The sequence below is a fragment of the Rhizobium leguminosarum bv. viciae USDA 2370 genome, from assembly GCF_002008365.1.
Classification (GTDB): Bacteria; Pseudomonadota; Alphaproteobacteria; order Rhizobiales; family Rhizobiaceae; genus Rhizobium; species Rhizobium leguminosarum.
Window position 1 is genome coordinate 247,408 of sequence record NZ_MRDL01000059.1, and the last position, 23,680, is coordinate 271,087.

Sequence of the window (23,680 nt, forward strand, 5' to 3'; positions counted from 1 at the left end):
CACAATGGATATGCCCGGTATCATTAACACGTACTTTGAAGCAGACCGTCGCAATGACGCGAATGCGCTGCTGGACACCTTTGCGGTCGAAGCCTTCGTCGAAGACGAACGAGCGCGCCATCAAGGCGTCGCCGCAATCCGAGAATGGTGGGTGGCTGCGAAGAAGGCGGCTCAGTACGTTGCTGAACCTTTGGAATGCACGGTCGACTGTGACAAAGCGCTCATCCGAGCCAAGGTGAGCGGCCAGTTTCCCGGTAGCCCGGTGACCCTCACCTACGACTTTGCCATCAAACACGGCAAGATCGTCAGCCTGGAGATCCAATAATGACTGACTTTCTCAATTTGGAAGGCAAACGCGTCCTCATCACGGCTGGGACCAAAGGTGCCGGCGCTGCGACCGTCAGCCTGTTTCGGGAGCTCGGCGCAGAGGTGCTGACGACAGCGCGGGCCCGTCCGGAAAACCTACCGGAAGAACTGTTCGTCGAAGCAGATCTGACCACCGAGGAAGGCTGCGCAATCGTCGCAGGCGCCGTGCGTCAACGTCTCCGCGGCGTCGACGTCATCGTCCATATGCTAGGCGGCTCTTCAGCAGCCGGAGGTGGATTTTCTGCACTGTCGGACGACGACTGGCATAAGGAGCTGTCGCTCAATCTGTTTCCGGCTGTCCGACTGGATCGGCTGCTCGTTCCGGACATGGTCACCCGAGGAAACGGTGTGGTCGTGCACGTTACATCCATCCAGAGGGTCCTGCCGCTTCCGGAATCGACGACTGCCTATGCTGCAGCCAAGGCAGCACTTTCCACATACAGCAAGGCGATGTCGAAGGAAGTGTCGCCAAAAGGTGTCCGGGTCGTTCGGGTGTCGCCTGGCTGGATCGAAACGGAAGCCTCGGTCCGTCTTGCCGAGCGTCTGGCGAAGCAGGCGGGAACTGACCTTGAGGGCGGCAAAAAGATCATTATGGATGGGCTGGGCGGCATTCCGCTCGGTCGTCCGGCAAAACCGGACGAGGTCGCAAACCTGATTGCCTTCCTCGCCTCCGACCGCGCTGCGTCGATCACTGGTACTGAATATACGATCGATGGAGGGACAGTGCCAACAGCCTAGGCGCCGACATGCACGGCAACTCAGGTCGGCGCATCCCACCCGCCGATCTGGGAATAGATCGCGTTGCGGAGATGACGGACGTCGCGGTTCAGAGCGCCCAATTCCTGTGGCGTCTGGGTCGAGGCAGCAAGCAAGGTGTCGCTGAGACAACCAGCCTTGTGCTGCAATGCCCGGCCTTCGTCGGTCAACGCAATCAACACCTGGCGCTCGTTGTTCAGGTTTCTGGTCCTGTGCAGCAACCCGGATGTCTCAAGGCGCTTCAATAGCGGCGTCAGCGTGCTGGATTCCAGGGCAAGGGCGTTGGCAATGGCACCGACCGTCTGCCCATCTTCGCTCCACAACACATTGAGCACGAGGTACTGCGGGTACGTCAGGCCCAACTCGTCGAGAAGAGGTTTGTAGGCGCGCTGGATTGCAATTCCGGCAGTGTAAATCGCGTAGCACAGTTGGTCGTGCAGGGGGGGTGGGTCGTTATGGCGTTTGGTCATTCTGAACTCCTGTAGATCTCCATATACCCTATGCAATAGCAAAATTAAATATCGCGATAAGAATTATCTTGACGCGCAATCTGAAGTCTGCCAGCTTATATATATCGCAATAACAGTTATCGCAATTACCGAGGAATCAGCCATGCCACGCAAGACCACGACCACCATAGCCGCAATTGCTACTGCAGCCTCACTGTCCGCCGCCGCATTGCCGGCGAACGCCGCGGACACCATCTCTCAAGGCCAATCCGTCAGAAATGTTGTGCTCGTCCACGGCGCCTTTGCGGACGGTTCTGGCTGGAAGGGTGTTTATGACAACCTCACCAAGCGGGGCTATCGCGTTACCATTGTCCAGAACCCCCTGACATCTCTCGAAGACGATGTCGCAGCCACCAAACGTGCGCTGGAACGGCAGGATGGTCCGGTCATTCTCGTTGGACATTCCTGGGGCGGCACGGTCATCACGGAAGCTGGCATTGATGCAAAGGTTGCAGGCCTCGTTTACGTCTCGGCTCTCTCTCCTGATGCAGGCGAGACGACGGCTCAACAATACGAAGGATTTGCTCCCGCATCGGAATTCGTCATCGAGACGACGAAGGATGGTTTTGGATATGTCAGCCCGGAAAAGTTCAAGGCTGGCTTTGCTCATGACGTCAGCGATGCTGATGTTGCGTTCATGAGAGACGCGCAAGTCCCGATCAATATGTCGGCGTTCGGCACGAAGCTCGAACATGCTGCCTGGCACACCAAGCCCAGCTGGGCTGTGATTGCTACCGAGGATAGGGCATTCGATCAGGCCATGCTGATCCACATGGCCGAACGCATCAAGGCGAAGATCACCAAGGTTTCGGCAAGCCACGCCCTGTTCATGACGCAGCCGAAGGTGGTCGCGGATACCATTGATCAGGCCGCCAAGGCCTTCTCGGCGAAGAAGTAGTGACAGACGCAGTTTCATCGGGACAGCCGGCACTGTCCCGATGGCGAAGAGCAGCGCCCGTCGAACCGAGCGAGGTCGGGCCAAAGCGAGCAGATGAAGGCCGCACGATCTCGGCCTAGGATCCATTGCCCGCATTCGCCCCGGGATCCTCAGCACTTTCGCTATTATTTTGAATCCATTCACGGAGGTAGTCACGTGAAGCTGAATAGTCATGACCAGAATGCACCCAAAAATCCGCCCATTCCTCAGAGCGAGGTCGGTGATGTTTTCGACTTCATCGTCTGCGGCGCCGGGTCCAGCGGCTCCGTTGTTGCCGCGCGACTGGCAGAGGATGGAAACGCAAGCGTCCTACTGCTCGAGGCAGGCGGGGACGATGCGGCCGAGAGCGTTACAAACCCTACGCAGTGGCCGCTCAATCTCGGCTCGATCCGGGACTGGGGTTTTGTCGGACAACCGGCACCTGGCCTGGACGGTCGACGTCTTCCTCTCAGCATGGGCAAAGGGCTCGGTGGCGGTTCGAGCATCAATGTCATGGTGTGGGCCAGAGGACACAGGGGAGATTGGGACCACTTTGCCGCTGAAGCCGGCGATGACGCGTGGGGCTATCAGTCAATCCTCGGCTACTATCGCCGGATCGAAGATTGGCAGGGCGCTCCGGACCCAACGCGTCGCGGCGTGGGAGGACCCGCCTACGTAGCGCAGCCGCAGGCGCCCCAACCGATCGCAGAGGCCTTGTTGAGTGCGGCATCCACTATCGGCATTCCCGTCTACGATAGCCCGAACGGTGAAATGATGGAGGGGCCAGGAGGGGCATCGATCGCTGAACTGCGGATCCGGGATGGCAAGCGGGAATCCGTGTTCGGATCCTATGTCCGTCCGCTCATGTCGCGCCCAAACCTGACTGTGCTGACCTACGCACTGGTCACGCGCCTCATCTTCGATGGCAAGCGCGTGACGGGTGTCGAGGTTCTCGTCGATGATCAGCGACGTCAATTCACGGCGCGTTGCGAAACGGTACTGTCGCTAGGCGCGATCAACACTCCGAAAGTGTTGATGCAGTCGGGCATAGGTCCGGAAGACGAGCTGCAAGCCCATGGCATTCCCGTGGTTCAACACTTACCTGGCGTTGGGCGCAATCATCAGGATCACCTCGCATTCGGCTGCACCTGGGCATATCGAAAATCAGAAACCGTCGGTGGTAGCGGCTGCGAAGCAAAACTCTACTGGAAAAGCGACTCGCGTCTTGCGCAGCCGGACATTCTTCAGTGCCAGTTGGAGTTCGCTGTGCCGTCGCCGATCGAGACGGGCCTCGAAACGCCGGAACATGGCTGGACGATGTTTAACGGTCTCGCCCAGCCAAAAAGCCGTGGTCGATTGCGGCTCTCCGGCCCCAATACGAATGACCCTATCCTGATCGAACCGAATTCACTCAGCGCGCCGGAAGACATGGCGGCCGCCTTGGCTGCGGTGGACTTGTGTCGCGAACTCGGAAACAGCGATGCTTTCACGCCACTGGTGACAGGCGAGGCGGCTCCGGGCGCGCGCGACAGATCAGGGATGATCGACTTTATCCGGCGTTCGGCGGTCACCTACTGGCATCAGTCCTGCACAGCCAAAATGGGACGTGACAGCAGGTCTGTGGTCGACAGTGAGCTCAAGGTGTACGGTATCGATGGCCTTCGCATCGCAGACTCCTCGATCATGCCGCGTATCACCACCGGCAACACCATGGCGCCTTGCGTTGTCATCGGAGAGCGGGCGGCCGATCTGATCCGGAACATGCATGGCCTTACGGACTCGAGCGGAGGGTTCAATCAGCCCATCTGATGAAGAGATTTATGTGGAGATCGGCGGCCAGCATACGTGGGCCGCCGAGCTTTTTGTTCGCCTCGCGCCATATTGGTGCAAGGCGACCAACCTCACGGCACCTGCGCCCCACTCACCGCAACGTACACCGCATAAACCGACCGCGTCGCCGCAATAAACAGCCGGTTGCGTTGGGGGCCGCCGAAGGTGAGGTTGGCGACGGTCTGCGGTACGCGGATCTTGCCGATCAGTTTGCCGGTCGGGTCGAAACAATGGACGCCATCGGCAGCACTCGACCAGAGGTTTCCGTTGACGTCTGTGCGAATGCCGTCCGGAATGCCGTTGTCGATCAGGCAGAAGACGCGGCCGTTCGCGAGCCTTTTGCCGTCGATCACATCGAAAGCGCGGATGTGACGCGGCAGGCTTTCGTCATGGCTGGCGGCCGAGTCCGCCAGGTAGAGGATTGTCTCATCGGGCGAGAAGGCGAGGCCGTTTGGCTGAATGAAATCCGTGACGACAGCCGCAATTTCGCCGGTCGTCGGATCGAGCCGGTAGACGTTGCGGGTCGGCTGCTCCGGCTCGGCGCGATAGCCTTCATAGTCCGACATGATGCCGTAGGTGGGGTCGGTGAACCAGATCGTGCCGTCCGATTTTACCACCACGTCGTTCGGCGAATTGAGCCTGGCGCCCTTGAAACGATCGGCGAGCACGGTGATCGAGCCGTCGACCTCGGTGCGGGTGACGCGGCGCGTCCCATGTTCACAGGATATCAGCCGTCCCTGCCGGTCGCGCGTATGGCCGTTGGTGAAGTTGGAGGGTTGGCGATAGATGGAGACGCCGCTCTCAGGCGTCCATCGCAGCATGCGCTGGTTGGGAATGTCGCTCCACAGCAGTTGGTTCGCGTCGTTGAACCAGACGGGACCCTCCGCCCAGCGGCAGCTTGAATATAGCTCGTCGAGACCGGCGCTGGTCACGATCATCTGCCGGAAGCGCGGGTCGTGGATTTCGTAGATGCTGGCCTCGGCCATGGCGGTCTTTCCGTTTATCGCATGCCGGCCCGGCGGCCGCCGGCGAGCATGATGACGCTGATGATGATGAGGCCGGTCATGATCAGGCGGATGCCCGCGCCGAGCCCGTAAGTGTTGAGCATGGAGACGACCAGGAACATGAAGAGCGATGCGCCCCAGATGCCCGGTACGTTGGAATCACCGCCGGCGACCGCCGTGCCGCCGATGACGACGACGGCGATCGACATCAAGAGATATTCCGAGCCCATGTTGAGCGCGGCGCCGCCGGAAAAGCAGGCGAGCAGATAGCCCGCGACCGAGGCTAGAACGGCGCAGAAGAGGTACGTGACGAAACGCGTGCCGTCGACCGGAATGCCGGCCATGCGGGCTGCCGGCATGCTCTGGCCAATCGCCGAGATCCAGCGCCCGTAGATCGTCTTTTCGAGCAAGAACCAGGCCAGCAGCGAGATCAGGAGTGCTGCGATCGCCACATTCGGCACGCCGAGCGTGTGCGACGTGGTGAATTCCGCCAGCACGCTCGGTGGCTTGATGCGCAGTCCCCGGTTCGTCCAGATCGCGGCAGACTGCACGATGAAGCTCATGGACAGTGTGGCGATGATCGGCGGAATGCGCAGCGCCTTGATAAGTGCATAGTTGCCGAGACCGACGACAAGGCCGATGACGATGGCGACGAGAAGGCCGGGCAGGATCATGCCGTTTTCGACATTCATCAGCTTCAGCGCCACCGTGCCGGCAAGCGTCATGGTGGCGGGAACCGAGAGGTCGATGTTGCCGGGGCCGAGCGTGATGACGAACATCTGGCCGATGCCGACGATGACCGAGAAGGCCGCGAAGGTGAGGGCTGCCTGCGACAGGCCAAGCGTGCTGGCGCCGAGCGTCACCATGATCGTCAGAAACCAGACGACAAAGGCGGCAAGCCACGACCAGATCCAGGGTTTGCGAAAGAGGCGAAGGAGAGGGGTCATCGGCGCTTCTCCCGCTTCTCCAGGCGGTTCAGCATCAGACGAAGTGCGAGCACGATGATCAGGATCGCGCCCTGGGCCCCGATCTGCCAGTCCGGCGAGATCCGCAGGAAGGACAGGAACGAGCCGGCGAGCGTCAGCGTCAGCGCGCCGATGACGGCGCCGACCGGGGAGACGCGGCCGCCGATGAACTCGCCGCCGCCAAGGATCACGCCGGCGATCGACAGCAGCGTGTAGCGCAGTGCGATATTGGCATCGGCCGAGGTGGTCAGGCCGACAAGGGCAATGCCGGCGAGCACAGCAAAGAGGCCGGCAAGCCCATAGGCGGCAGCGCGCGCCGCGACAATCGACCAGCCGGCGCGCTCGACCGAGCGCTGGTTGCCGCCAATGCCGCGCATCAGCACGCCGAGCGAGGAGCGCATGATGAGGAGATGGGCAACCACGGCGATGACGATGCTGGCGACGATCGCCATCGGCGCCAGCGGCGGCTTGACGGTCATCAGCCAGCGGACCCAATCGGGCGCCTGCCCGCCCGGTGCCGGCAGCAGCAATACGGCAAGGCCACCCCAGACGAAGCTCATGCCGAGGGTCACGACGATGGAGGGCAGGTCGCGCAGATAGATGACGACGCCAAGCGCCGCATAGGTTGCGATCGCGCCGGCAAGGATCAGCACGCCGGTCACCGGGGCATCCCGCAGAAAGGTTGCGGTGACGCAGGCGACGAAGCTGACGAATGTGCCCATCGAGAGATCGAGATCGTTGACCGCCATCACGATCATCTGGGCGATCGTCGCCAGCGCGATCGGCACAGCCAGGTTGAACAGCAAGTTGAGCCCGACATAGCTCATGGCGCGCGGCTGCAGCCAGAAGACGGCGGCAAGCAGCAGCGTCAGCGACAAGGCGGGAATGGCAAGACGCATGGCGTCGGACGACAGCCGGACCGTCATGCGGCGACCCCTTCGAAGGAGGCGGCGATGATATTCTTCTCGTTGACGGCGTCGCCGGCGAGTTCGGCCGTGATGCGGCCTTCGCGGAAGACATAGACGCGGTCGCAGAGGCGGACCTCGTCCATTTCGGTCGAGTACCAGATGAAGGTGCGGCCACGCGCCGCTTCCTCGCGGATGATCGCGTAGACCTCCTGCTTGGTGCCGACATCGACGCCGCGCATCGGATCGTCCATCAAGACGACAGGCGCGCGTGTCGCCAGCGCCCGGGCAAAGAGCACCTTCTGCTGGTTGCCGCCGGAAAGCGAGAGGATACGATTGTCCATGTCGGGCGTGCGGATCTCGATCCGCCGCTTCCAGTCAGCGCCCTTCGTCTCCTCTTCGCCCGCGAGGATGAGGCCGCGCCGGGAGAGGTCAGCGAGCGAGGCGATGGAGAAATTGCGCAGGATGCTCCACAGCTCGAAGACGCCGTTGAGGCGTCGGTCGCCGGCGACAAAGGTGACGACAGGATCGCGCTCCGGCAGCCAGTTGCCGGATTTGGCGGCATGCAGGGCGAGCAGCAGCTCGGTCTGCCCGTGGCCGGCCAAACCCGCCAGTCCGATGATCTCACCCTTGCGCGCCGCAAAGGGCAGGCCTTTCGCCTGATGGGAGAGAATGAGCTGGGCGGTGGATTGTTCGCGCGCCGAGCGCTGCTTGGTCTCCTCTTTCGCAACGGTGCCCATCGCTTCCACCAGGCCGTGATGGTCGAAGCCCTGCGCCGGGCGCTCGGCGACGACACGGCCATCCTTCATGACGACGATGCGATCGGAGGTTTCGAGGATCTCGTGCAGGATATGCGAGATGAAGATGACGGACCCGCCGGTCGCGATGAAGCGGCGAACATAGTCGAGCATCTGCCGGGCAAGGCTTGCATCGAGCGACGAAGTGGGTTCGTCGAGGATCACCAGACGGGGTGCAATGCCGGCGTCGGAAAAGGCCATTGATATCTCGACCATCTGCCGCTCGGCGATCGAAAGATCGCCGACGGTCCGGCTGCTGTCGATGCCGTGGCCGGGAAAGACGGCATCGAGGCTTTTCTCGATGATCTCTGCGGCGCGCCTGCGCCAGCCGAAGCCGCCGAGATGGCGATGCATGATGCGCGTGTTCTCGACGATCGAAAGGTTGGGGCAGAGCGAAAGCTCCTGGAAGACGCAGCGCACGCCGCGGGCACGCGCCGCGTTGATACCGTAGCGCTCCAGCCGCTCGCCGTCGCTTGCCACACTTCCTTCGTGCGGCGTGAGGCCGCCGTTGATGACGCTGACGATGGTGGACTTGCCGGCTCCATTGTGCCCGACGAGCCCGACGCATTCGCCCGGCATGACGCGGAGGGTCACGCCATCGAGTGCCCTGACCGCGCCGAAGCTCACCTTGGCGCCATCGACGGCGATCACCGCCTTCAAAACCTCATCCATGCTGCCCGCCATGCCTGCTTGCAAAAAATGCCGCGCGGCCATCTGCGGCCGCGCGGCAGTCGCCGGGAGATTTACTTTGCCGACTCGATGACCTTGATTGCGTCTGCCTGCGTGTATTCCACGTTGGCGACGCCGCCGGCCTGGGTATTGGCGAGATTGGTTTCTAGATTATCCTGGTCGATGCGCAGGAAGGGCACGACGAGGTCCTTTTTGACTTCCTTGCCGTCGAGGATCTGCTGCGCCACCCAGAAGGCAAGCGTCGAGACGCCGGGCGCGATGGACACCGACATGGTCTCGTAGCCCTTCGCGTCCTTCTGCTCCTTCCACCATTTCAGCTCGTCTTCGCGGTTGCCCATGATGATGATCGGCATCTTCCGATCGGTCGCGGCAATCGCCTGTGCGGCGCCATAGCCGTCGCCACCCTGCGTCACCACGCCGGCGATGTCGGGCAGGCTCGGCAGGATGCCGGCAACAGCCTTCTGCGCCACGTCCTGCGCCCAGTCGCCGTGAACGGAGCCGACAATCTTGAACTGCGGGAACTGCTTGACGCCGTCGTGGATGCCGGCCGAGATCTCGTCGTCGACGAAGACACCGGCAAGGCCGCGGATCTCGAGCAGGTTGCCACCGTCCGGGATCTTCTTCGACAGGTACTCGACTTCGCTGCGGCCCATTTCCTTGAAGTTGACGGCGATGCGCCAGGCGCAGGGTTCGGTCACGATGCCGTCGAAGGAAACGACGGTGATGCCGGCGTCGCAGGCTTCCTTGACCGCACCATTCAGCGCCGTCGGCGAGGCGGCGTTGAGCACGATGGCGTCATAGCCCTGCAGGATCATGTTCTGGATCTGAGCGGCCTGTTCCGTCGCCTGGTTCTCAGCAGTGGTGAAAGGGTCGGCTGCGGCAACGGTGCCAGCCTTCACGGCTTCACCCGTCACCTTGCCCCAGCTCGTCAGCATCGCCTGGCGCCACGAGTTGCCGGCATAGTTGTTGGAAAGAGCGATCTTCTTGGCCGACGTATCGGCAAAGGCGGAAACGGGCATCGCGGCGCAAGCAATAGCGGCCGATGCCAGAAGCATCTTACGGATTGTCATGTCTTCCTCCCTGATGATCGCGCTGGTCGGCGGATCGCTTCACTCCTGCCGGCCCAATTGGGTCCGAGTGAAAATTGTTCTTGCACTGAGCTTCCTCCTCTCAGTAAGGGCAGGATGCGGGAGATCGATCGCCCTGTACAGGGGCAAGGCGGCAAGTCGTTTGCGGGATTTGCGCAACAAGCTGCGGGTTTACGCAAGACGGCGACGCGTCCGCGGGCGCTTACTGGGAAGGAGACGCTGCGGGTTGAGGAGCCTGCTGCGGCCTCGGGGAGGAACTGACGATGCTGCATCTCGTACCCGCAGCCATGTTCGACCACTATCTCGGCATTTCCCGGCTGCTCGCGGGCCAGCTCGACTTCCGCTCGGCTATCCGTTCCGTTGCGGCCGAGGTCGCCCATATCATCCCGCACGACCATCTCGATGTTTGCGTGCTGCTTGAGGGCGGCAACTACCACACGGCCTATGAGACGGGCATCGAGACCGCCTGGGGCGGCCTTGCCGGTGCTCCTGTTGTCAACAGCCCCATCCGCTCGCTGCTCTGGGGCGAGGTGGATTTTCTGCTGGCGGACGACGCCATGACCGACCCGCGTTTCCACTTCGAGGGCGCGTTCAAGCGGCCGATCGTCGAACAGTCGCTGAGGAGCCGCTTGCATGTGCCCATGAAGGTGCAGGGCACGATCATCGCGGCGCTCTCCTGTTCGTCGCACAGGGCGGGCGTCTATACGATGGAGGATATCGAACGCGCCCGTATTATCGCCGACCTGCTGACGCCCTATTTCTTCGCGCTGCAAGCGGCTGAGCAGGCGCAACGCTCGGCCATTGTCGAGGCAGAAGCCCGCGCCCGCGAGGAGGGCTTGCGGCAAGGTGCGCTGAAGCTTACCGAAGCCCTGGAGCAGGAACGACAGCGCATCGGCATGGACTTGCACGACCAGACGCTCGCCGACCTGACGCGGCTCGCCCGCCGGATCGATCGGCTGTCGCGCAACGGAGAGGTGGCGCCCGAGGCGCTGGAGCCGATCTCCCGTTCCCTGCAGCATTGCATGCAGGATCTGCGGCAGATCATCGAACAGGCAAAACCCTCGGTGCTCCAGCTCTTCGGCCTCGCCCAGGCGATCGAGCATCATCTGGACCGATCGACCCGCGACAGCGGATCGGGGATCGAATGGGGCCTTGTCGACGAAACGCACGGCGCACTGGAGCGACTGGAACCGACCGTCAGCGTCGCGCTGTTCCGGATCGCGCAGGAGGCGATCAACAATGCGGTGCGCCATGCCGCCCCGCTCGCCGTCACCGTGCGGCTCGAGGCCGATGACGACCGGCTATCGATCGAAATCTCCGACGACGGAACCGGCCTCACCAAAGCGCGGGGACGGATCGGCGGTGGCATCGACAATATGAAGACCCGTGCGCGGCTGATTTCGGCGCGGTTCACGACCGGGCCGGGCCACAACAATCGCGGGACTGCGGTGCGCGTCGTGCTGCCACTCGTACCGCACGACCCGGCAATCGGGCCAAACTGAGGAGGAGGGCACCATGAAGGTTCTGATCGTCGAGGACGACCCGCTGCACCGGTCCTATCTGCACGAGGCGGTCAACGCGGCCCTGCCGGAATGCGACACGGTGATCGAGGCGGAGAACGGAACCGTCGGCGAGAAGCTCGCCCGCGACCACAAGTCGGCGCATATCGTCATGGACCTGCAGATGGCGAAGCGCAACGGTATCGAGGCGGCGCGCACCATCTGGAAGGAGCGGCCGGAAACCCGCATCCTGTTCTGGTCGAATTACTCGGATGAGGCCTATGTGCGTGGCGTCTCCCGCATCGTGCCGGATGGCGCCGCTTATGGCTATGTGCTGAAATCCGCCTCCGACGAGCGGCTGAAGCTTGCGCTGCGCTCGATCTTCATCGAGAGCCAGTGCGTCATCGACCGCGAGGTGCGGGGCCTGCAGCAGAAGAGCCTCGGCCAGACGAACGGCTTCACCGATTCTGAATACGAGATCCTCGTCGATATCGCGCTCGGCCTCACCGACCGGGCCATCGCCAAACGTCGGGGCCTGTCGCTGCGCAGCGTGCAGAACCGTCTGCAGCAGCTTTACGATAAGCTCGACGTCTACCAGAGCGCCGGTGACGACCACGAGGACGGCCGCTTCAATCTGCGCGCCCGCGCCGTCACCGTCGCTTTCCTGCGCAAACTCCTGAATTACAGCGCTCTGGAGCGGGCGGAGGCAGAGCTGCAGGAATGGCTTGAGGGAAAGTAGTTTCCGGACTTGCGTGGAATGACTGGGGATCAGAGACGTGGGCTGCGGCCACTGCCTTTCACGGCGCGTGAGCCAGCGCGATTGCATCGGCAGCTTCCTCGCAGCGATCGCTGAGTGTGCTCGTCGCCACTCGAATATGACTGCTTGGCAAGACGGAGAATTTGTTGCCCGGGTTGACGGCGATATTGCGTGCGGCGAGCGTCACCATCGCGAATGGTTCGGAGACGACGGGCACCCAGAGGCACAGGCCCTGGCCTGGCGGTATCGGTATTCCCCGTTCGCTGAGCGCTTCGGCAAGAGCGTCGCGCCTCTGCTGATAGATCTCGCGCGCCTCGCCGATAAGCTGCCAGGTTGCCGGATCGCGCAATAACCAGGCGGCGGCACTTTGCAGGATACGGCTGGTCCAGCCGGCACTGAAGGAGCGGTAAGACTGGATCTGGTCGACGATAGGCGCGGAACTCGACAGGACCGCGAGACGCAGATCCGGGCCGAGGCTTTTCGAGAGTGACAGGATATGGATCGTCCGCTCCGCAAATCGGCCACCGAGCGACTGCGGAGGTGCCGCCGACACGTCGCCGACGCCATCGTCCTCGATGACAAGCGTATCGCTGTCTTCCAGCACATCTCCGAGCTGATCGAGGCGGGATGAACTGACCGTAACGCCGGTCACGGAATGCAACCGCGGCTGGAACAGGAAGGCCGCGGGACGTTGCCGCAAAGCTTCGCGCAGCGAATCCGGCAGGGGGCCTTCGCCGTCGCAGGCGACAGGAATGATTTTCACGCCGAGATCTTCCAGAATATCGAGCAGTCGCATGGCGGTCGGATGTTCGATCGCGACCGCCGAGCCCGAGGAGACCAGCGCATGCAATATCGTATAGACGGCGTTGTAACCGCCATTGGTGGCCAGAAAGGCTTCCGCCTCATAGGGCCATCGCTCTGAAACGGCGTCCTTCAACTCAGGTACGATCCGGCTCCGCTCATAGCTGTTGAGATCGTCGACGGACGCGCCATAGGCCATTGCTTCGGCCAGGCGGGGAAGAAGTGCTGCATCCGGCCCGGCTAAGGTAAGGTCGAGCACACCTTCCCTATAGTTTCCCGAGCTGGCGAGGCGTTCCGGCTTGGCGACAAAGCGGTCGCCGCTGACCCAGGTGCCGTTGCGCCCCCGGCCGCTGATGATCTTCTGCCGCCGCAATTCGCTCCAAGCTTCGGAGATCGTCGCCGGACTGACATGCAATTCGTAGGCGATATCGCGGATCGCCGGCAGGCGCGTGCCGATGGGCAGGACACCGGCACGGATCAGCGCGCTTGTTTCGAGAGCGATCCCCCTGATGCTGCGATCGGCTATTTTTTCGGCAAACCAGGAGGCTTCGACCGCGTCGCCCATTTTTTTCTCACTTTAAATGTTCAATAACGTAATAACATTTGTGCTCGTTATTTTGAACATTTAATTTGCCCCTCGTCGAGCCATTTCAGTGAGTTTTTTGCATGCCTGTAACGCTTCGCATCGCCCTTAGAGACTGGGATTACATGACACCGCTGGTGCTCGGTGATGTCAGTTCTTCCCGTCTCGATATCAAAGTGGATCGTGTAGGCACGCTGATCTCCAGCCTCGCCGATGACGCGGCGCATGACGCAGCGGAAATGTCCTTCAGCCGCTATTCGCAGATGCGTCATGATGGCGATGATCGGATCGTCGGCATGCCGAACTTCATCATGCGCGGCTTCCGTCATCGCTGCATTATCACCGCTAAGGACAATCCGATCCGCACGCTGTCCGATCTCGGCGGCAAGAAGATCGGCGTAACCGGCTGGCGCGATTCCGGAAATACCTGGACCCGTGCTGCGTTGCGCCGGGAGGGCGTCGGCGTTGAGGATGCCATGTGGTATGCCGGGCGCCTGACGGAAGCTCACCCGATCGTCGACCGGCTCGATGGCTTTGGACGGCCTGGCCGCATCGAGGCTGTCCCCGGCGAGCGTCCGATGGTCGATCTTTTGCTGGATGGCGGGCTCGACGCCGTGTTCACGCCTTTCATGCCGAAGGGTTTCTTCGATCAGGAATCGCCCCTGCGACAGGTGCTGGATGATTTCCGCGCCGCTGAAGTCGCTTACCTCAATGAGGTCGGCTATATCCCGGGCATGCATCTGATCGGCTTCAAGGCTGATATCGTCCGGGAGCATCCCTGGATCATGGATGAACTCAGCGAGTTGATCGACGAGTCCCAGCGTCTGTGGCTGGAAAAGCGTGAGAAATACGCCGACACAACACCGTGGATGATCGACGAACTGCGCCGCTGCGCGGCCGATCTGCCGCCGACCTGGAGGGCCAGCGGGCTTGCCGAGAACGAGGCAATGATCGCCGACTTTGCCGAGGAACTTTACGAACAGAAGATCATGCCGCGCCTTTTGACACCCGCCGAGCTGTTTCCGTGGCACGCCAAGGCCCGGTGAAACTCTTCGCGTCATGTTGAACTACCATTTTCGCAAAACCAAAAAGGGGAATGACATGCATTCGAAACTGATCGCTTCCGCCGCCCTGCTGGGCCTGATGATGACGACGTCGGTGTTCGCTGAGGAGGCGGCCGTACCAAAACAGACCGTCAACGACGCGCTTCACGCCCGCCTGCCGGAGAAGATCCGCACGGACGGCAAGATGATCTCCGTCAACAATGGTTCCTTTCCTCCCTATGAGATCGTCACCGGCACGAAATTGACGGGCGCCAGCGCCGATCTGACCGATGCAATCGGCCAGATGCTCGGCGTTACGATCGAGCACGAAACCGTCAGCGGACTGACCGCATTGCTCGCCGGCATCAATTCCGGCCGATACCAGTTCGCCTTCGGCCCGATCGGTGACTTCAAAACCCGTGAAGAGGCCAATGATTTCATCGACTGGGTTCAGGAATACGTGGTCTTCTCCGTTCAGAAGGGCAATCCGAAGGCCATCGATTCGCTCGATAGCGCCTGCGGCAATCGCATTGCAGTCATGGCCGGCGGCTCCGCCGAAAAGGTGATCCAGGCCCAGGTCGAAAAGTGCAAGGCGGGTGGCAAGCCCGCGCCCGAAGTGCAGTCCTACACCGACCAGCCGAGCTCGATCCTGGCAGTTCGCTCCAAACGCGCCGATGCCTTCTTCTCCTCGCAGGCACCGTTGACATATTTCGTGTCTCAGGCAAACGGCCAGCTGGAACTGAGCGGCGTTGGCCAGAAGAATGGCTTTGACGATCTCTACCAGGGCGCCGTCGTGCCGAAAGGTTCCCCGCTCGGCCCCGTTCTGCTCGACTCGATCAAGGCGTTGATGGATAACGGGACCTATGCCGCCATCATGAAGAAGTGGGGTCTTGAGAACAACATGATCAAGCAGCCCGGCCTCAATCTTGGCGGAAACCTGCCGAAATGAGCGATCACCATTCGATTGGCGCACCGCCTTTGGGCGGTGCGGACTTCCGCGATGTTGCCCACGCCCACAAGCCCTTTCAAACGGGCAGGCTCATCCTATGGGTGGTCGTGCTCCTGATTGCCGCGAACTTCTTGTGGATCGTCGCTCATAACGAGAATTTTGGCTGGCCTGTCGTCGCGGCCTATTTCTTCGATCCGACTGTCATCAGTGGCCTTTACGTCAGCCTGGGCCTGACGGTGGTCGCTATGGCCATCGGTATCGTTCTCGGCCTCGGACTGGCGATCGCCCGACTGTCTAATGACCGGCTCGCCCGTTCACTGGCATCGCTGTTCATCTGGTTCTTTCGCGGCACGCCGCTCTTGGTGCAGCTGATCTTCTGGTACAATCTCTCGACCCTTTTTCCCGAACTTTCGCTCGCCATTCCGTTTGGTCCGGCGCTCGCAAGCTGGGAGACCAATTCGGTGATCACGCCGATGACGGCGGCGATCGTCGGCCTTGCCTTGAACGAAGCGGCCTACATGGCCGAAATCATTCGCGGCGGGCTGCTCTCGGTCGATCGCGGCCAGTTCGAGACGGCGGAAGCCTTCGGCATGACCAAGGCGAGGGCGCTCTGGCGGATCATCATTCCGCAGGCGATGCGCTCGATCGTGCCGCCGACGGGCAACCAGCTGATCAGCATGATCAAGGCAACGTCGCTCGTCAGCGTCATCGCCATGGCCGATCTGCTCTATTCCGTCCAGTCGATCTACAATCGCACCTTCGAGATCGTGCCGATGCTGCTGGTTGCCGTCCTCTGGTACCTCTTCATCACCTCGATCCTCAATCTCGGCCAGAGCTATATCGAAGCCTATTACGGGCGCAGCGAACGTCGCAACAACGCCGCTGCCGCCAAATCCGAGACCCTTGCCGAGGAGGCAAGCCATTGACCGGTGCCGAAATTGCAAAACCTCTCGTCAGAGCCCGCAACGTCCACAAATCTTTCGACCGGCTCGAAGTGCTAAAGGGGATCGACCTCGACGTCATGCCGGGTGAAGTCGTCGTGGTGCTTGGCCCGTCCGGCTCGGGAAAATCGACCTTCCTGCGCTGCATCAACCATCTCGAAGCGATCAATAAGGGGTTCATCGAAGTTGATGGCGAACAGATCGGCTATCGCCTTCGTAAAAACCGGCTGGAAAAGCTGTCCAGCAACGGGATCGCCAGCCAGCGGCGCAAGATCGGCATGGTGTTCCAGCAGTTCAATCTCTATCCGCATATGACGGTGCTGCAGAACATCATCGAAGCTCCGATCGGTGTGCACGGAGAAAGCCGCAAGGCCGCAACCGAGAACGCCATGCGGCTTTTGGAACGGGTCGGCCTGTCGGAAAAGGCGGGTAGCTATCCCCGGCAACTCTCCGGCGGTCAGCAGCAGCGCGTTGCCATCGCCCGCGCCCTTGCGATCAAGCCCAAGCTGATGCTGTTCGATGAGCCCACCTCTGCGCTCGACCCGGAACTGGTCGGCGAAGTTCTCTCCACCATGCGCGATCTCGCCAAACAGGGCCTGACGATGATCGTGGTGACCCACGAGATCGGTTTCGCCCGTGAGGCGGCCGATCGGGTGGTGTTCATGGATGGCGGCAATGTCGTTGAAATGGGCAAGCCCGAGGATGTCATCGGCAATCCGCAACATCCCCGAACCCAGGCTTTCCTCGCCCGTTTTCTCTGACTGGTGTCACCTCGCTGCTTCGGCCCTCGGGTCGGAACAATCGTCCTTTTCGACCAATACTGGATGTTTTCATGCCCACGCTCGACAATGCCTATGCCCGCCTTTCCGACTTCGAAGCCATGGAGGGGGAGCTGAAGGCGACCCGCCAGTATCTGCATGCCCATCCGGAACTCTCCTTTGAAGAAGCGGAAACGGCACGTTACGTCGCGGAAAAGCTGGAAGGCTGGGGCTACGACGTGACCCGCAATGTCGGTGGCCATGGGGTTGTTGCGCGGCTCAGCGCCGGCAAGGGTGGCAAGGGCATCGCCATCCGCGCCGATATGGATGCGCTGCCGATCGTCGAGGAAACCGGGCTTGCCTATGCCAGCGGCACCCCCGGCAAGATGCATGCCTGCGGCCATGACGGCCACACCACCGTGCTGCTCGGCGCCGCCGAATATCTCGCCCGAACCCGCCGCTTCAACGGCACGGTGACGCTGATCTTCCAGCCGGCGGAAGAGGCGGGCAAGAATAGCGGCGCCCAGGCGATGATCGCCGACGGCCTGTTCGAGCGATTTTCGTTCGACGCAATCTTTGGCCTCCACAACCACCCCGGCGCTCCCGAAGGCACCATCCTGCTGCGATCCGGCCCGATGATGGCGGCGTCGGATACCGTCGAGATTACCATCAAGGGCAAAGGCGGCCATGCGTCGCGGCCGCACCTGACCATCGATCCCGTGGTCGTGGCGTGCAACCTCGTCGTCTCGCTGCAGACGATCATCTCGCGCAACCTCGATCCGACCCAGACAGCGGTCATCACCGTCGGCACGATCCATGCCGGCGACGCCGTCAACGTCATTCCGGAATATGCCAAGCTCGCATTGAGCGTGCGCTCCTTCGAGCCTGGCATTCGCGATCTCCTGCAGGAACGCATCACGAAGCTAGCCCGCGCGGTGGCCGAGGGTCACAATGCTTCGATCGAGATCGACTACGATCGCGGCAATCCTGTCGTCGTCAACTCCCCTGCCGAGACGGATTTTGCCCGCATCGTTGCGGCAGAACTGATCGGCGAAGACAAGGTCGCGACGTGCCCGCTCATTCCCGGCAGCGAAGATTTTTCGCACTTTCTCGAGCACAAGCCGGGCAGCTTCCTGCGCCTCGGCAACGGCATGAATTCCGCCATCCTGCATAGCCCCAAATATGACTTCGCCGATGCCAGCCTGACGGTAGGTGCGGCCATGTGGGCTAGGCTCGCGGAGCGCTACCTGCAGGACGACGCCTGAAGTCCCGATCGCCGGGCTTGACCGGGTCGCATTTGAGCTTGCACTTTCTGTAGCGCAAAAGGATTTTGTAGCCCCTTTTCAAGCGAGAAGATCACTTCAAGATCTCTCGCCGCAATTCAGGATGGGCAGCATGACTGCCAACTATACCGACGCCGGCCTCGACTCGTCTTACGATCTCGAATTTTACGCACTGATGGCGGAAAGCTTCGAACGAAGCGTAGGACGCAGCCTGACGCCCAAGGGCCAGGGTGCCGAATGGCTTTACGAGCAGTCGCCGGCGGTTGTCCTTGCCCACAACACTGACGCCGATCCGCGCTTCATCTACGCAAACCGCGCTGCTCAGGCCTGCTTTGAATATTCGTGGGACGAGTTCATCACTTTGCCATCGCGTCTTTCGGCGGAGGCACCCGATCGCGCGGAACGTGACAGGTTGTTGAATGCCGTAGCGGCCAACGGCTTTATCGCCGACTACCGCGGACTTCGCATCGCCAAGTCAGGACGGCGTTTCTATATCGAGAAAGCCATCGTCTGGGATCTCGTCGACCGCAGCGGACACCGTCGTGGTCAGGCTGCGACATTCGACTCCTGGCAAGACGTGCAGGCGGATTGAGCGCCGGCTGCGGAGACGCCGACCACGCGCCGGATATGTTTCCGCGGCTTTGCAAACCATCGTTTGCCACTTGGTTGCCAAAAAACCATGATTGCGTCACATAGATCGCACATCGACATCAGGCATAAAGAATTGGATCAACGCTGCATGCGCATAGCCTACGTTTTCCTTGGTGCATTTCTTGCAATTGCACAGTCCGCATATGCTGAAGTCGCATCACCGCCTGTTTTGGCGCCGCTAAAGCGACAGGCGCAAGCCGCTGAGTTGAGCGCACAATTTCTTTCGCGGTATAGCTACAAGCCCGTTCCACTCGACGACGCCTTGTCGGCCAGGATCATGGATGGGTTCATCAAGTCACTTGATCCGGACCGCATGCTCTTCCTGCAAGCGGATATCGACAGGTTTATGTCAGATCGCAACGAGATCGACGATGCGATAGAACGGAAGGACTTGAAGATCCCGTTTGCGATTTTCAACGCCTATGAACAGCGCGTTGTCGACCGCATGAACTACGCGCGCAGCCTGCTGAAGCAGGGCTTCGATTTCAGTACGCAGGAAAATTATTCGGTGCTGCGCGATAAAGCGCCGTGGTCGCAGTCGGAAGCCGAAAGCAATGAGCTTTGGCGCAAACGCGTCAAAAGCGACTGGTTGCGGCTGAAGCTCGGCGGCAAAACCGACACGGCTATTCGCGAAACGCTCGACAAACGTTACGAAAACACACTCGAGCGCGCCTACAAGTTCAAAAGCGACGACGTGTTCCAGTCGTTCATGGACGCCTATTCGACGTCGATCGATCCGCACACGGACTATTTCGGCGCGGCCGCTTCAGCCGACTTCAATGTCTCGATGAAGCTTTCGCTGTTTGGTATCGGAGCTGTGCTGCAGGAACGCGACGACTACACGACGATCCGTGAGCTCGTGCCTGGCGGGCCGGCGCAACTGTCCGGCAAGCTCGCGGTCGGAGACCGCATTACCGGTGTTGGTCAAGGCAAGGATGGGGCGATCAAGGAAGTGGTGGGCACGCGCCTTGATGAAGTCGTGCAGATGATACGCGGAAAAAAAGGCTCCGTCGTGCGGCTGGACATCCTGCCGGCAGATGCCGGAGCAGATGGCACGCACCGCGTCATCAGCCTGGTGCGCGATAAAATCAGTCTCGACAAGCAGGCCGCCAGGAAGACTGTGCTGTCCGTGAAGGCGGGCGACGCCACGCGTAAAATCGGGATCATCACGCTGCCGGTATTCTATGAGGATTTTGAAGCCAAGGGCAAAGGCGACAAGGATTACAAAAGCGCAAGCCGCGATGTCGCCAAGCTTCTCGACGAACTGAAGCAGGAAAAGGTCGACAGCGTTCTCATTGACCTGCGCAACAATGGCGGCGGTTCATTGGACGAGGCAATTGATTTGACCGGTCTCTTCATCGGCAATGGACCGGTCGTTCAGCAACGTCGCAGCGACGGCAAGATCGAGGTTAAAAGTGCTGAGTTTGCAGCGCCTGTCTGGACAGGTCCGATGGGTGTCCTGATCAATCGCGGCTCGGCGTCGGCTTCGGAGATTTTTGCCGCGGCAATCCAGGACTACGGTCGAGGCGTAATCGTCGGTGAACCCAGTTTCGGCAAGGGCACCGTTCAAACCGTCATCGATCTTGACCAGATCGTCCGCAACAGCAAACCCGAGTTCGGGGAGCTGAAAGTGACAATTGCCCAGTTTTTCCGGGTCAACGGCGGTACGACGCAGCTGCGCGGCGTGACGCCTGATATCGGCTTGCCGGGACTGTCCGATCCGACTGTTTTCGGGGAGACCAGTTATGACAATGCGCTGCCGTGGGCTGAGATCAAGCCCGCGAACTACACGCCCGCTGACACTGTCACGACGCTGCTGCCGACATTGCAAAGCCGCCATGATGCGCGGGTTGGCAGCGATCCGGACTTCCAACGCCTGTTGAAAGACATTGCCGACCTCAAGGCCCAGCGCGAAAAAGGGGTCATCTCCCTCAATGAAGCCGAGCGTCGCAAAGAAGCGACGGCTCGCGAGAAACGCTTCAAGGATCGAGCGGAAGCAGGGGATGGCGAGGATCTTGGAGATGATGGCCTTGAGGCCGGCGAGCGCAGCCTGAGCGCTGATATTGCCATCGAGAATGCCCGCAAGAACGCCAAAGACGTCCTGCTGGATGAGGCGGCCGCCATTCTTGCCGACGAGGTGGATTTGCAGGAAGGCATGCTAAAGGCAGCCACGAAACAAACGGGAAAAACGGACGGAAAATAGTCATTCGACACCTAGAGGGCGAACGCCGTCCACTGGGGTTGCTGCTTGACGCTCGACACACGCGACTTCACACTTGCAGTGTTGAAGGTGAGTCGGACAGACTGTACCGTTTTTCATATCCGTTGCTCGCCTGAGAAGGAGTCGCCAGCAGGGCTGATTGGTCCACGCGCCGACCGGTACCGGTTGGTCGCAAATAGGATCGAGGTTGATTGAGTTCGAGCTCGCAGCCGCTCCTGTTTTTCTCGTGAGGTCGCGCCGTGGACAAAGTGCTATCAGCAGTCGATCCTCCTCGCGACAGCCCGCTTTGGCACCGGAATTTCCCGTTGCTGAGCAACCGCCGGTCTCTGCTTTGGGGCCTTTTGATACCCGTTTTGCTTCTTGCAGGCATCGTTGTCTTTTATCGCGAAATCCACCACCTCGAAGAGCCGGTCAGGCCCTATGAACATCGAGCTCTCAATAAGGCTGTCCGATCATCTCGCATAGCCGCCCGCCCTGATCCGGCGGCTCCTTCTACCCTCCCGCCGATGTCGATATCGCTGCAGCTGATCGAGGTCCCGAAGCTGGAATTGGCAAGTCAGTTTCTGCGGATATGGCGCGTCTCGGGGCCGAATATTTGCGGTGCTCTTCGAGAGGCCGGCATCGAGATGAGCGAATGGAAAGCCGCATCGATGCGCAATCGCAGCTATGAATGCTATTTTCAGCGCATCTACGAACGGGACGAGGTGCGTCCGCTCAGCTCGACCTTCCTGAAGGTTCGCGGAGATGAAATGGGCGACATTCTTGAGATCCGCGCCAAGATTATTGGGCCAACGACCGACGCCCAGGGACGCCTCGCCCCGGCCGTCCTACGCATTTTCGAGATCATTGTGAAGCAGGCGTGCTGGCGTGATTTCGAGGATACTCTTGCCTCGATCCAAAACCTTCAAAATGTCGAATACGAACGATTCGGCTCCTATCTCAGCTTCACACGTGAAGCCGGCAGCGCAAATATCTTTAATTTTGTTCTTGGCCTTAAGGCGACTTCAGGTTCGCAGGTGAGGACCAAGATGTATTTTTCGACTGAGCGCTGGCTACAAATGCCCGCAGTGCTCCTGCCAGCTTCATCTTCAGGGAGCGCTTGGGGGCATCCATATCAGCCAATTGCGCTCAATGACGTCGCAAGCCCCCGTCAAAGTCCAAGATCAATTTGGAACTGTGGCTAAACATCGACGGCTTCATCGTTTTGAGCGATGAAAGCGTCACGCCGAGCAGCCAAACAGACCGCCGTGGTGATTTCGGCCATGAATGCTGCGATCATCCCTAAATCTTCTTGTACACATACTATGTGTACGTTATATTGAGATCAAGGAGATAGTTATGCCGAGAACCGCGGACAATAAATCCGAACGCTACCAGCTGCGCATCCCGCCAAAGCAGAAGGCAATGATCGCGCGCGCAGCTGCCCTTTCGAACAAGGATATGGCCGATTTCATTCTCGATAAGATAGTACCTGAAGCCGAAGCCGTCATCCAGGCTGCTGAAGTTGAGACCGTTTCGAGCCGCGATTTCATCCGCATCCTCGACCTGCTTGAACGCCCGCCCAAACCAAACGCGAGACTACGCGCCGCGATCTCTGCTCTACCGGATGCCTTGTGACCCTCCCCGTCTGGCATGAAGAGCCGATCGCTAAGTCGCATGATCGGGCCTCATTCGATTGCGGTGATGCGGCAATGAACGAGTTCATTCGGCGCTTCGCCCGGCAGAGCCATGAGCAGAATGCGGCGAAAACCTTCTGCGCTATCGACAAGGCCCACCCTGATCGCATCCTCGGATTCTACACAGTCGCGCCCTCTGCCGTTACGCATGAGGCCGTGCCTCCGAAGATGACGAGAGGCCTCGCACGCCATGAAGTCGCAGGCTTCAAGCTCGCGCGCTTGGCAACCGACATAAAGGTGGCGGGAAAAGGTTTAGGCGGTCAGCTCATCGCTGCTGCAGCGCTCCGTTGCCTGCGGCTCGCCAGCGAGGGCGGCGGGATCCTGCTAATCATCGATGCCAAGAGCGAGCGCGCCGCCCATTGGTATGCCAGCTACGGCGCCGAACCGCTGCAAGGGAAACCGCTCACCCTCGTTATGCCGCTTGCCACCTTCGCCGCCGACCTGAAGGCCAAGGGGCTCCTGTAGCCGTTTAGCCGCCAAGCCATTGTGCTGCCGGCCCGAACCGCGACACCTCACATCATCAGTCAAAGCTGTTTGCCAGCAGAACTGCGGAGAGCTTTTTTATTCCCGCCCCAAATCCTATCTACAAACTCTCACCGGGATTGAGGACAACCGCCGATGCCGCCGAATGCATGGACAGGCCCGGAAAAGAACATATCTTCGAAGGGTCCTTCCTTTTGAAGCCTCGAATC

At 60.7% G+C, this 23,680-nt stretch carries 23 protein-coding genes; 16 read left to right on the plus strand and 7 right to left on the minus strand.

Going from position 1 to position 23,680, the window contains the following annotated elements:
• Positions 1 to 4 precede the first annotated feature (4 nt).
• Positions 5 to 325 carry a nuclear transport factor 2 family protein gene (locus BS629_RS35275; protein ID WP_018245587.1) on the plus strand — a complete coding sequence of 107 codons (321 nt, stop codon included), beginning with the start codon at positions 5 to 7 and terminating at the stop codon, positions 323 to 325.
• Complete coding sequence (locus tag BS629_RS35280) at positions 325 to 1,104, plus strand: SDR family oxidoreductase (protein WP_018245588.1); 780 nt, start codon at positions 325 to 327, stop codon at positions 1,102 to 1,104. Before BS629_RS35275 ends, BS629_RS35280 begins: the two co-directional genes overlap by 1 nt.
• Positions 1,105 to 1,124: 20 nt before the next feature.
• Here the strand turns inward: BS629_RS35280 and BS629_RS35285 are convergent, their stop codons facing one another.
• The gene (locus tag BS629_RS35285; protein WP_018245589.1) at positions 1,125 to 1,592 is read right to left on the minus strand and encodes a MarR family winged helix-turn-helix transcriptional regulator; all 468 of its coding nucleotides are present in this window, start codon (positions 1,590 to 1,592) and stop codon (positions 1,125 to 1,127) included.
• Positions 1,593 to 1,734: 142 nt separating this feature from the next.
• Between BS629_RS35285 and BS629_RS35290 the strand changes: the two genes are divergently transcribed.
• Together BS629_RS35290 and BS629_RS35295 are read left to right on the plus strand one after the other, a co-directional pair.
• A complete protein-coding gene (locus BS629_RS35290) occupies positions 1,735 to 2,529 on the plus strand; it encodes an alpha/beta fold hydrolase (RefSeq protein WP_018245590.1) in 795 nt (264 codons plus the stop codon).
• A 195-nt stretch (positions 2,530 to 2,724) separates the two neighbouring features.
• Positions 2,725 to 4,356 carry a GMC family oxidoreductase gene (locus tag BS629_RS35295; protein ID WP_018245591.1) on the plus strand — a complete coding sequence of 544 codons (1,632 nt, stop codon included), beginning with the start codon at positions 2,725 to 2,727 and terminating at the stop codon, positions 4,354 to 4,356.
• A gap of 92 nt (positions 4,357 to 4,448) precedes the next feature.
• On the opposite strand, the gene BS629_RS35300 is transcribed toward BS629_RS35295, so the two are convergent.
• The 5 genes from BS629_RS35300 to BS629_RS35320 all read right to left on the minus strand — a co-directional run bounded on the left by BS629_RS35300 (position 4,449) and on the right by BS629_RS35320 (position 9,808).
• On the minus strand, positions 4,449 to 5,363 hold the full coding sequence (locus BS629_RS35300) for an SMP-30/gluconolactonase/LRE family protein (protein ID WP_018245592.1): 915 nt from the start codon (positions 5,361 to 5,363) through the stop codon (positions 4,449 to 4,451).
• Between the two features lie 14 nt (positions 5,364 to 5,377).
• Positions 5,378 to 6,328: an ABC transporter permease gene (locus BS629_RS35305; RefSeq protein WP_018245593.1), complete on the minus strand. Its 951-nt coding sequence runs from the start codon at positions 6,326 to 6,328 to the stop codon at positions 5,378 to 5,380.
• Positions 6,325 to 7,272: an ABC transporter permease gene (locus BS629_RS35310; protein WP_018245594.1), complete on the minus strand. Its 948-nt coding sequence runs from the start codon at positions 7,270 to 7,272 to the stop codon at positions 6,325 to 6,327. The genes BS629_RS35305 and BS629_RS35310 overlap by 4 nt, the downstream gene beginning before the upstream one ends.
• Complete coding sequence (locus BS629_RS35315) at positions 7,269 to 8,720, minus strand: sugar ABC transporter ATP-binding protein (RefSeq protein WP_032981518.1); 1,452 nt, start codon at positions 8,718 to 8,720, stop codon at positions 7,269 to 7,271. The genes BS629_RS35310 and BS629_RS35315 overlap by 4 nt, the downstream gene beginning before the upstream one ends.
• Before the next feature lie 71 nt (positions 8,721 to 8,791).
• A complete protein-coding gene (locus tag BS629_RS35320; RefSeq protein WP_018245596.1) occupies positions 8,792 to 9,808 on the minus strand; it encodes an ABC transporter substrate-binding protein in 1,017 nt (338 codons plus the stop codon).
• Between the two features lie 281 nt (positions 9,809 to 10,089).
• Here BS629_RS35320 and BS629_RS35325 point away from each other — a divergent pair, with 281 nt between their 5' ends.
• Both BS629_RS35325 and BS629_RS35330 read left to right on the plus strand, forming a co-directional pair.
• Complete coding sequence (locus BS629_RS35325; protein WP_018245597.1) at positions 10,090 to 11,328, plus strand: GAF domain-containing sensor histidine kinase; 1,239 nt, start codon at positions 10,090 to 10,092, stop codon at positions 11,326 to 11,328.
• 13 nt (positions 11,329 to 11,341) lie between these two features.
• Positions 11,342 to 12,064 carry a response regulator transcription factor gene (locus BS629_RS35330; RefSeq protein WP_077988795.1) on the plus strand — a complete coding sequence of 241 codons (723 nt, stop codon included), beginning with the start codon at positions 11,342 to 11,344 and terminating at the stop codon, positions 12,062 to 12,064.
• 58 nt (positions 12,065 to 12,122) lie between these two features.
• Here BS629_RS35330 and BS629_RS35335 read toward each other — a convergent pair whose 3' ends face one another.
• Positions 12,123 to 13,448: an aminotransferase-like domain-containing protein gene (locus BS629_RS35335; RefSeq protein ID WP_026188691.1), complete on the minus strand. Its 1,326-nt coding sequence runs from the start codon at positions 13,446 to 13,448 to the stop codon at positions 12,123 to 12,125.
• A 101-nt stretch (positions 13,449 to 13,549) separates the two neighbouring features.
• Between BS629_RS35335 and BS629_RS35340 the strand changes: the two genes are divergently transcribed.
• From BS629_RS35340 to BS629_RS35385, 10 genes are all read left to right on the plus strand, one after another.
• Positions 13,550 to 14,512 (plus strand): substrate-binding domain-containing protein, encoded by a 963-nt coding sequence (locus BS629_RS35340; protein WP_027690912.1) that lies wholly within the window; start codon positions 13,550 to 13,552, stop codon positions 14,510 to 14,512.
• 55 nt (positions 14,513 to 14,567) lie between these two features.
• The gene (locus BS629_RS35345) at positions 14,568 to 15,458 is read left to right on the plus strand and encodes an ABC transporter substrate-binding protein (RefSeq protein WP_026188692.1); all 891 of its coding nucleotides are present in this window, start codon (positions 14,568 to 14,570) and stop codon (positions 15,456 to 15,458) included.
• Positions 15,455 to 16,384 carry an amino acid ABC transporter permease gene (locus BS629_RS35350; RefSeq protein WP_018245601.1) on the plus strand — a complete coding sequence of 310 codons (930 nt, stop codon included), beginning with the start codon at positions 15,455 to 15,457 and terminating at the stop codon, positions 16,382 to 16,384. The genes BS629_RS35345 and BS629_RS35350 overlap by 4 nt, the downstream gene beginning before the upstream one ends.
• A complete protein-coding gene (locus BS629_RS35355) occupies positions 16,381 to 17,160 on the plus strand; it encodes an amino acid ABC transporter ATP-binding protein (protein WP_018245602.1) in 780 nt (259 codons plus the stop codon). The genes BS629_RS35350 and BS629_RS35355 overlap by 4 nt, the downstream gene beginning before the upstream one ends.
• 71 nt (positions 17,161 to 17,231) lie before the next feature.
• The gene (locus BS629_RS35360; RefSeq protein WP_018516795.1) at positions 17,232 to 18,422 is read left to right on the plus strand and encodes a M20 aminoacylase family protein; all 1,191 of its coding nucleotides are present in this window, start codon (positions 17,232 to 17,234) and stop codon (positions 18,420 to 18,422) included.
• A 130-nt stretch (positions 18,423 to 18,552) separates the two neighbouring features.
• Positions 18,553 to 19,032 (plus strand): MEKHLA domain-containing protein, encoded by a 480-nt coding sequence (locus BS629_RS35365; RefSeq protein WP_020493431.1) that lies wholly within the window; start codon positions 18,553 to 18,555, stop codon positions 19,030 to 19,032.
• Between the two features lie 147 nt (positions 19,033 to 19,179).
• Positions 19,180 to 21,294 carry a carboxy terminal-processing peptidase gene (locus tag BS629_RS35370; protein WP_018245605.1) on the plus strand — a complete coding sequence of 705 codons (2,115 nt, stop codon included), beginning with the start codon at positions 19,180 to 19,182 and terminating at the stop codon, positions 21,292 to 21,294.
• 323 nt (positions 21,295 to 21,617) lie between these two features.
• The gene (locus BS629_RS35375) at positions 21,618 to 22,496 is read left to right on the plus strand and encodes a DUF6030 family protein (protein ID WP_026188693.1); all 879 of its coding nucleotides are present in this window, start codon (positions 21,618 to 21,620) and stop codon (positions 22,494 to 22,496) included.
• A gap of 154 nt (positions 22,497 to 22,650) precedes the next feature.
• Positions 22,651 to 22,929, plus strand: a complete 279-nt coding sequence (locus BS629_RS35380) for a type II toxin-antitoxin system TacA family antitoxin (protein WP_018245607.1) — start codon at positions 22,651 to 22,653, stop codon at positions 22,927 to 22,929.
• A complete protein-coding gene (locus tag BS629_RS35385) occupies positions 22,926 to 23,453 on the plus strand; it encodes a GNAT family N-acetyltransferase (protein WP_018245608.1) in 528 nt (175 codons plus the stop codon). Before BS629_RS35380 ends, BS629_RS35385 begins: the two co-directional genes overlap by 4 nt.
• Positions 23,454 to 23,680: the final 227 nt, after the last annotated feature.

Coding starts and splice junctions, on each gene's coding strand:
- BS629_RS35305 (WP_018245593.1), bottom strand. CDS start 6,328: ATGACCCCTCTCCTTCGCCTCTTTCGCAAACCCTGGATCTGGTCGTGG.
- BS629_RS35285 (WP_018245589.1), bottom strand. CDS start 1,592: ATGACCAAACGCCATAACGACCCACCCCCCCTGCACGACCAACTGTGC.
- BS629_RS35330 (WP_077988795.1), top strand. CDS start 11,342: ATGAAGGTTCTGATCGTCGAGGACGACCCGCTGCACCGGTCCTATCTG.
- BS629_RS35290 (WP_018245590.1), top strand. CDS start 1,735: ATGCCACGCAAGACCACGACCACCATAGCCGCAATTGCTACTGCAGCC.
- BS629_RS35340 (WP_027690912.1), top strand. CDS start 13,550: ATGCCTGTAACGCTTCGCATCGCCCTTAGAGACTGGGATTACATGACA.
- BS629_RS35350 (WP_018245601.1), top strand. CDS start 15,455: ATGAGCGATCACCATTCGATTGGCGCACCGCCTTTGGGCGGTGCGGAC.
- BS629_RS35315 (WP_032981518.1), bottom strand. CDS start 8,720: ATGGATGAGGTTTTGAAGGCGGTGATCGCCGTCGATGGCGCCAAGGTG.
- BS629_RS35370 (WP_018245605.1), top strand. CDS start 19,180: ATGCGCATAGCCTACGTTTTCCTTGGTGCATTTCTTGCAATTGCACAG.
- BS629_RS35275 (WP_018245587.1), top strand. CDS start 5: ATGGATATGCCCGGTATCATTAACACGTACTTTGAAGCAGACCGTCGC.
- BS629_RS35380 (WP_018245607.1), top strand. CDS start 22,651: ATGCCGAGAACCGCGGACAATAAATCCGAACGCTACCAGCTGCGCATC.
- BS629_RS35300 (WP_018245592.1), bottom strand. CDS start 5,363: ATGGCCGAGGCCAGCATCTACGAAATCCACGACCCGCGCTTCCGGCAG.
- BS629_RS35310 (WP_018245594.1), bottom strand. CDS start 7,272: ATGACGGTCCGGCTGTCGTCCGACGCCATGCGTCTTGCCATTCCCGCC.
- BS629_RS35325 (WP_018245597.1), top strand. CDS start 10,090: ATGCTGCATCTCGTACCCGCAGCCATGTTCGACCACTATCTCGGCATT.
- BS629_RS35360 (WP_018516795.1), top strand. CDS start 17,232: ATGCCCACGCTCGACAATGCCTATGCCCGCCTTTCCGACTTCGAAGCC.
- BS629_RS35335 (WP_026188691.1), bottom strand. CDS start 13,448: ATGGGCGACGCGGTCGAAGCCTCCTGGTTTGCCGAAAAAATAGCCGAT.
- BS629_RS35345 (WP_026188692.1), top strand. CDS start 14,568: ATGCATTCGAAACTGATCGCTTCCGCCGCCCTGCTGGGCCTGATGATG.
- BS629_RS35320 (WP_018245596.1), bottom strand. CDS start 9,808: ATGACAATCCGTAAGATGCTTCTGGCATCGGCCGCTATTGCTTGCGCC.
- BS629_RS35280 (WP_018245588.1), top strand. CDS start 325: ATGACTGACTTTCTCAATTTGGAAGGCAAACGCGTCCTCATCACGGCT.
- BS629_RS35365 (WP_020493431.1), top strand. CDS start 18,553: ATGACTGCCAACTATACCGACGCCGGCCTCGACTCGTCTTACGATCTC.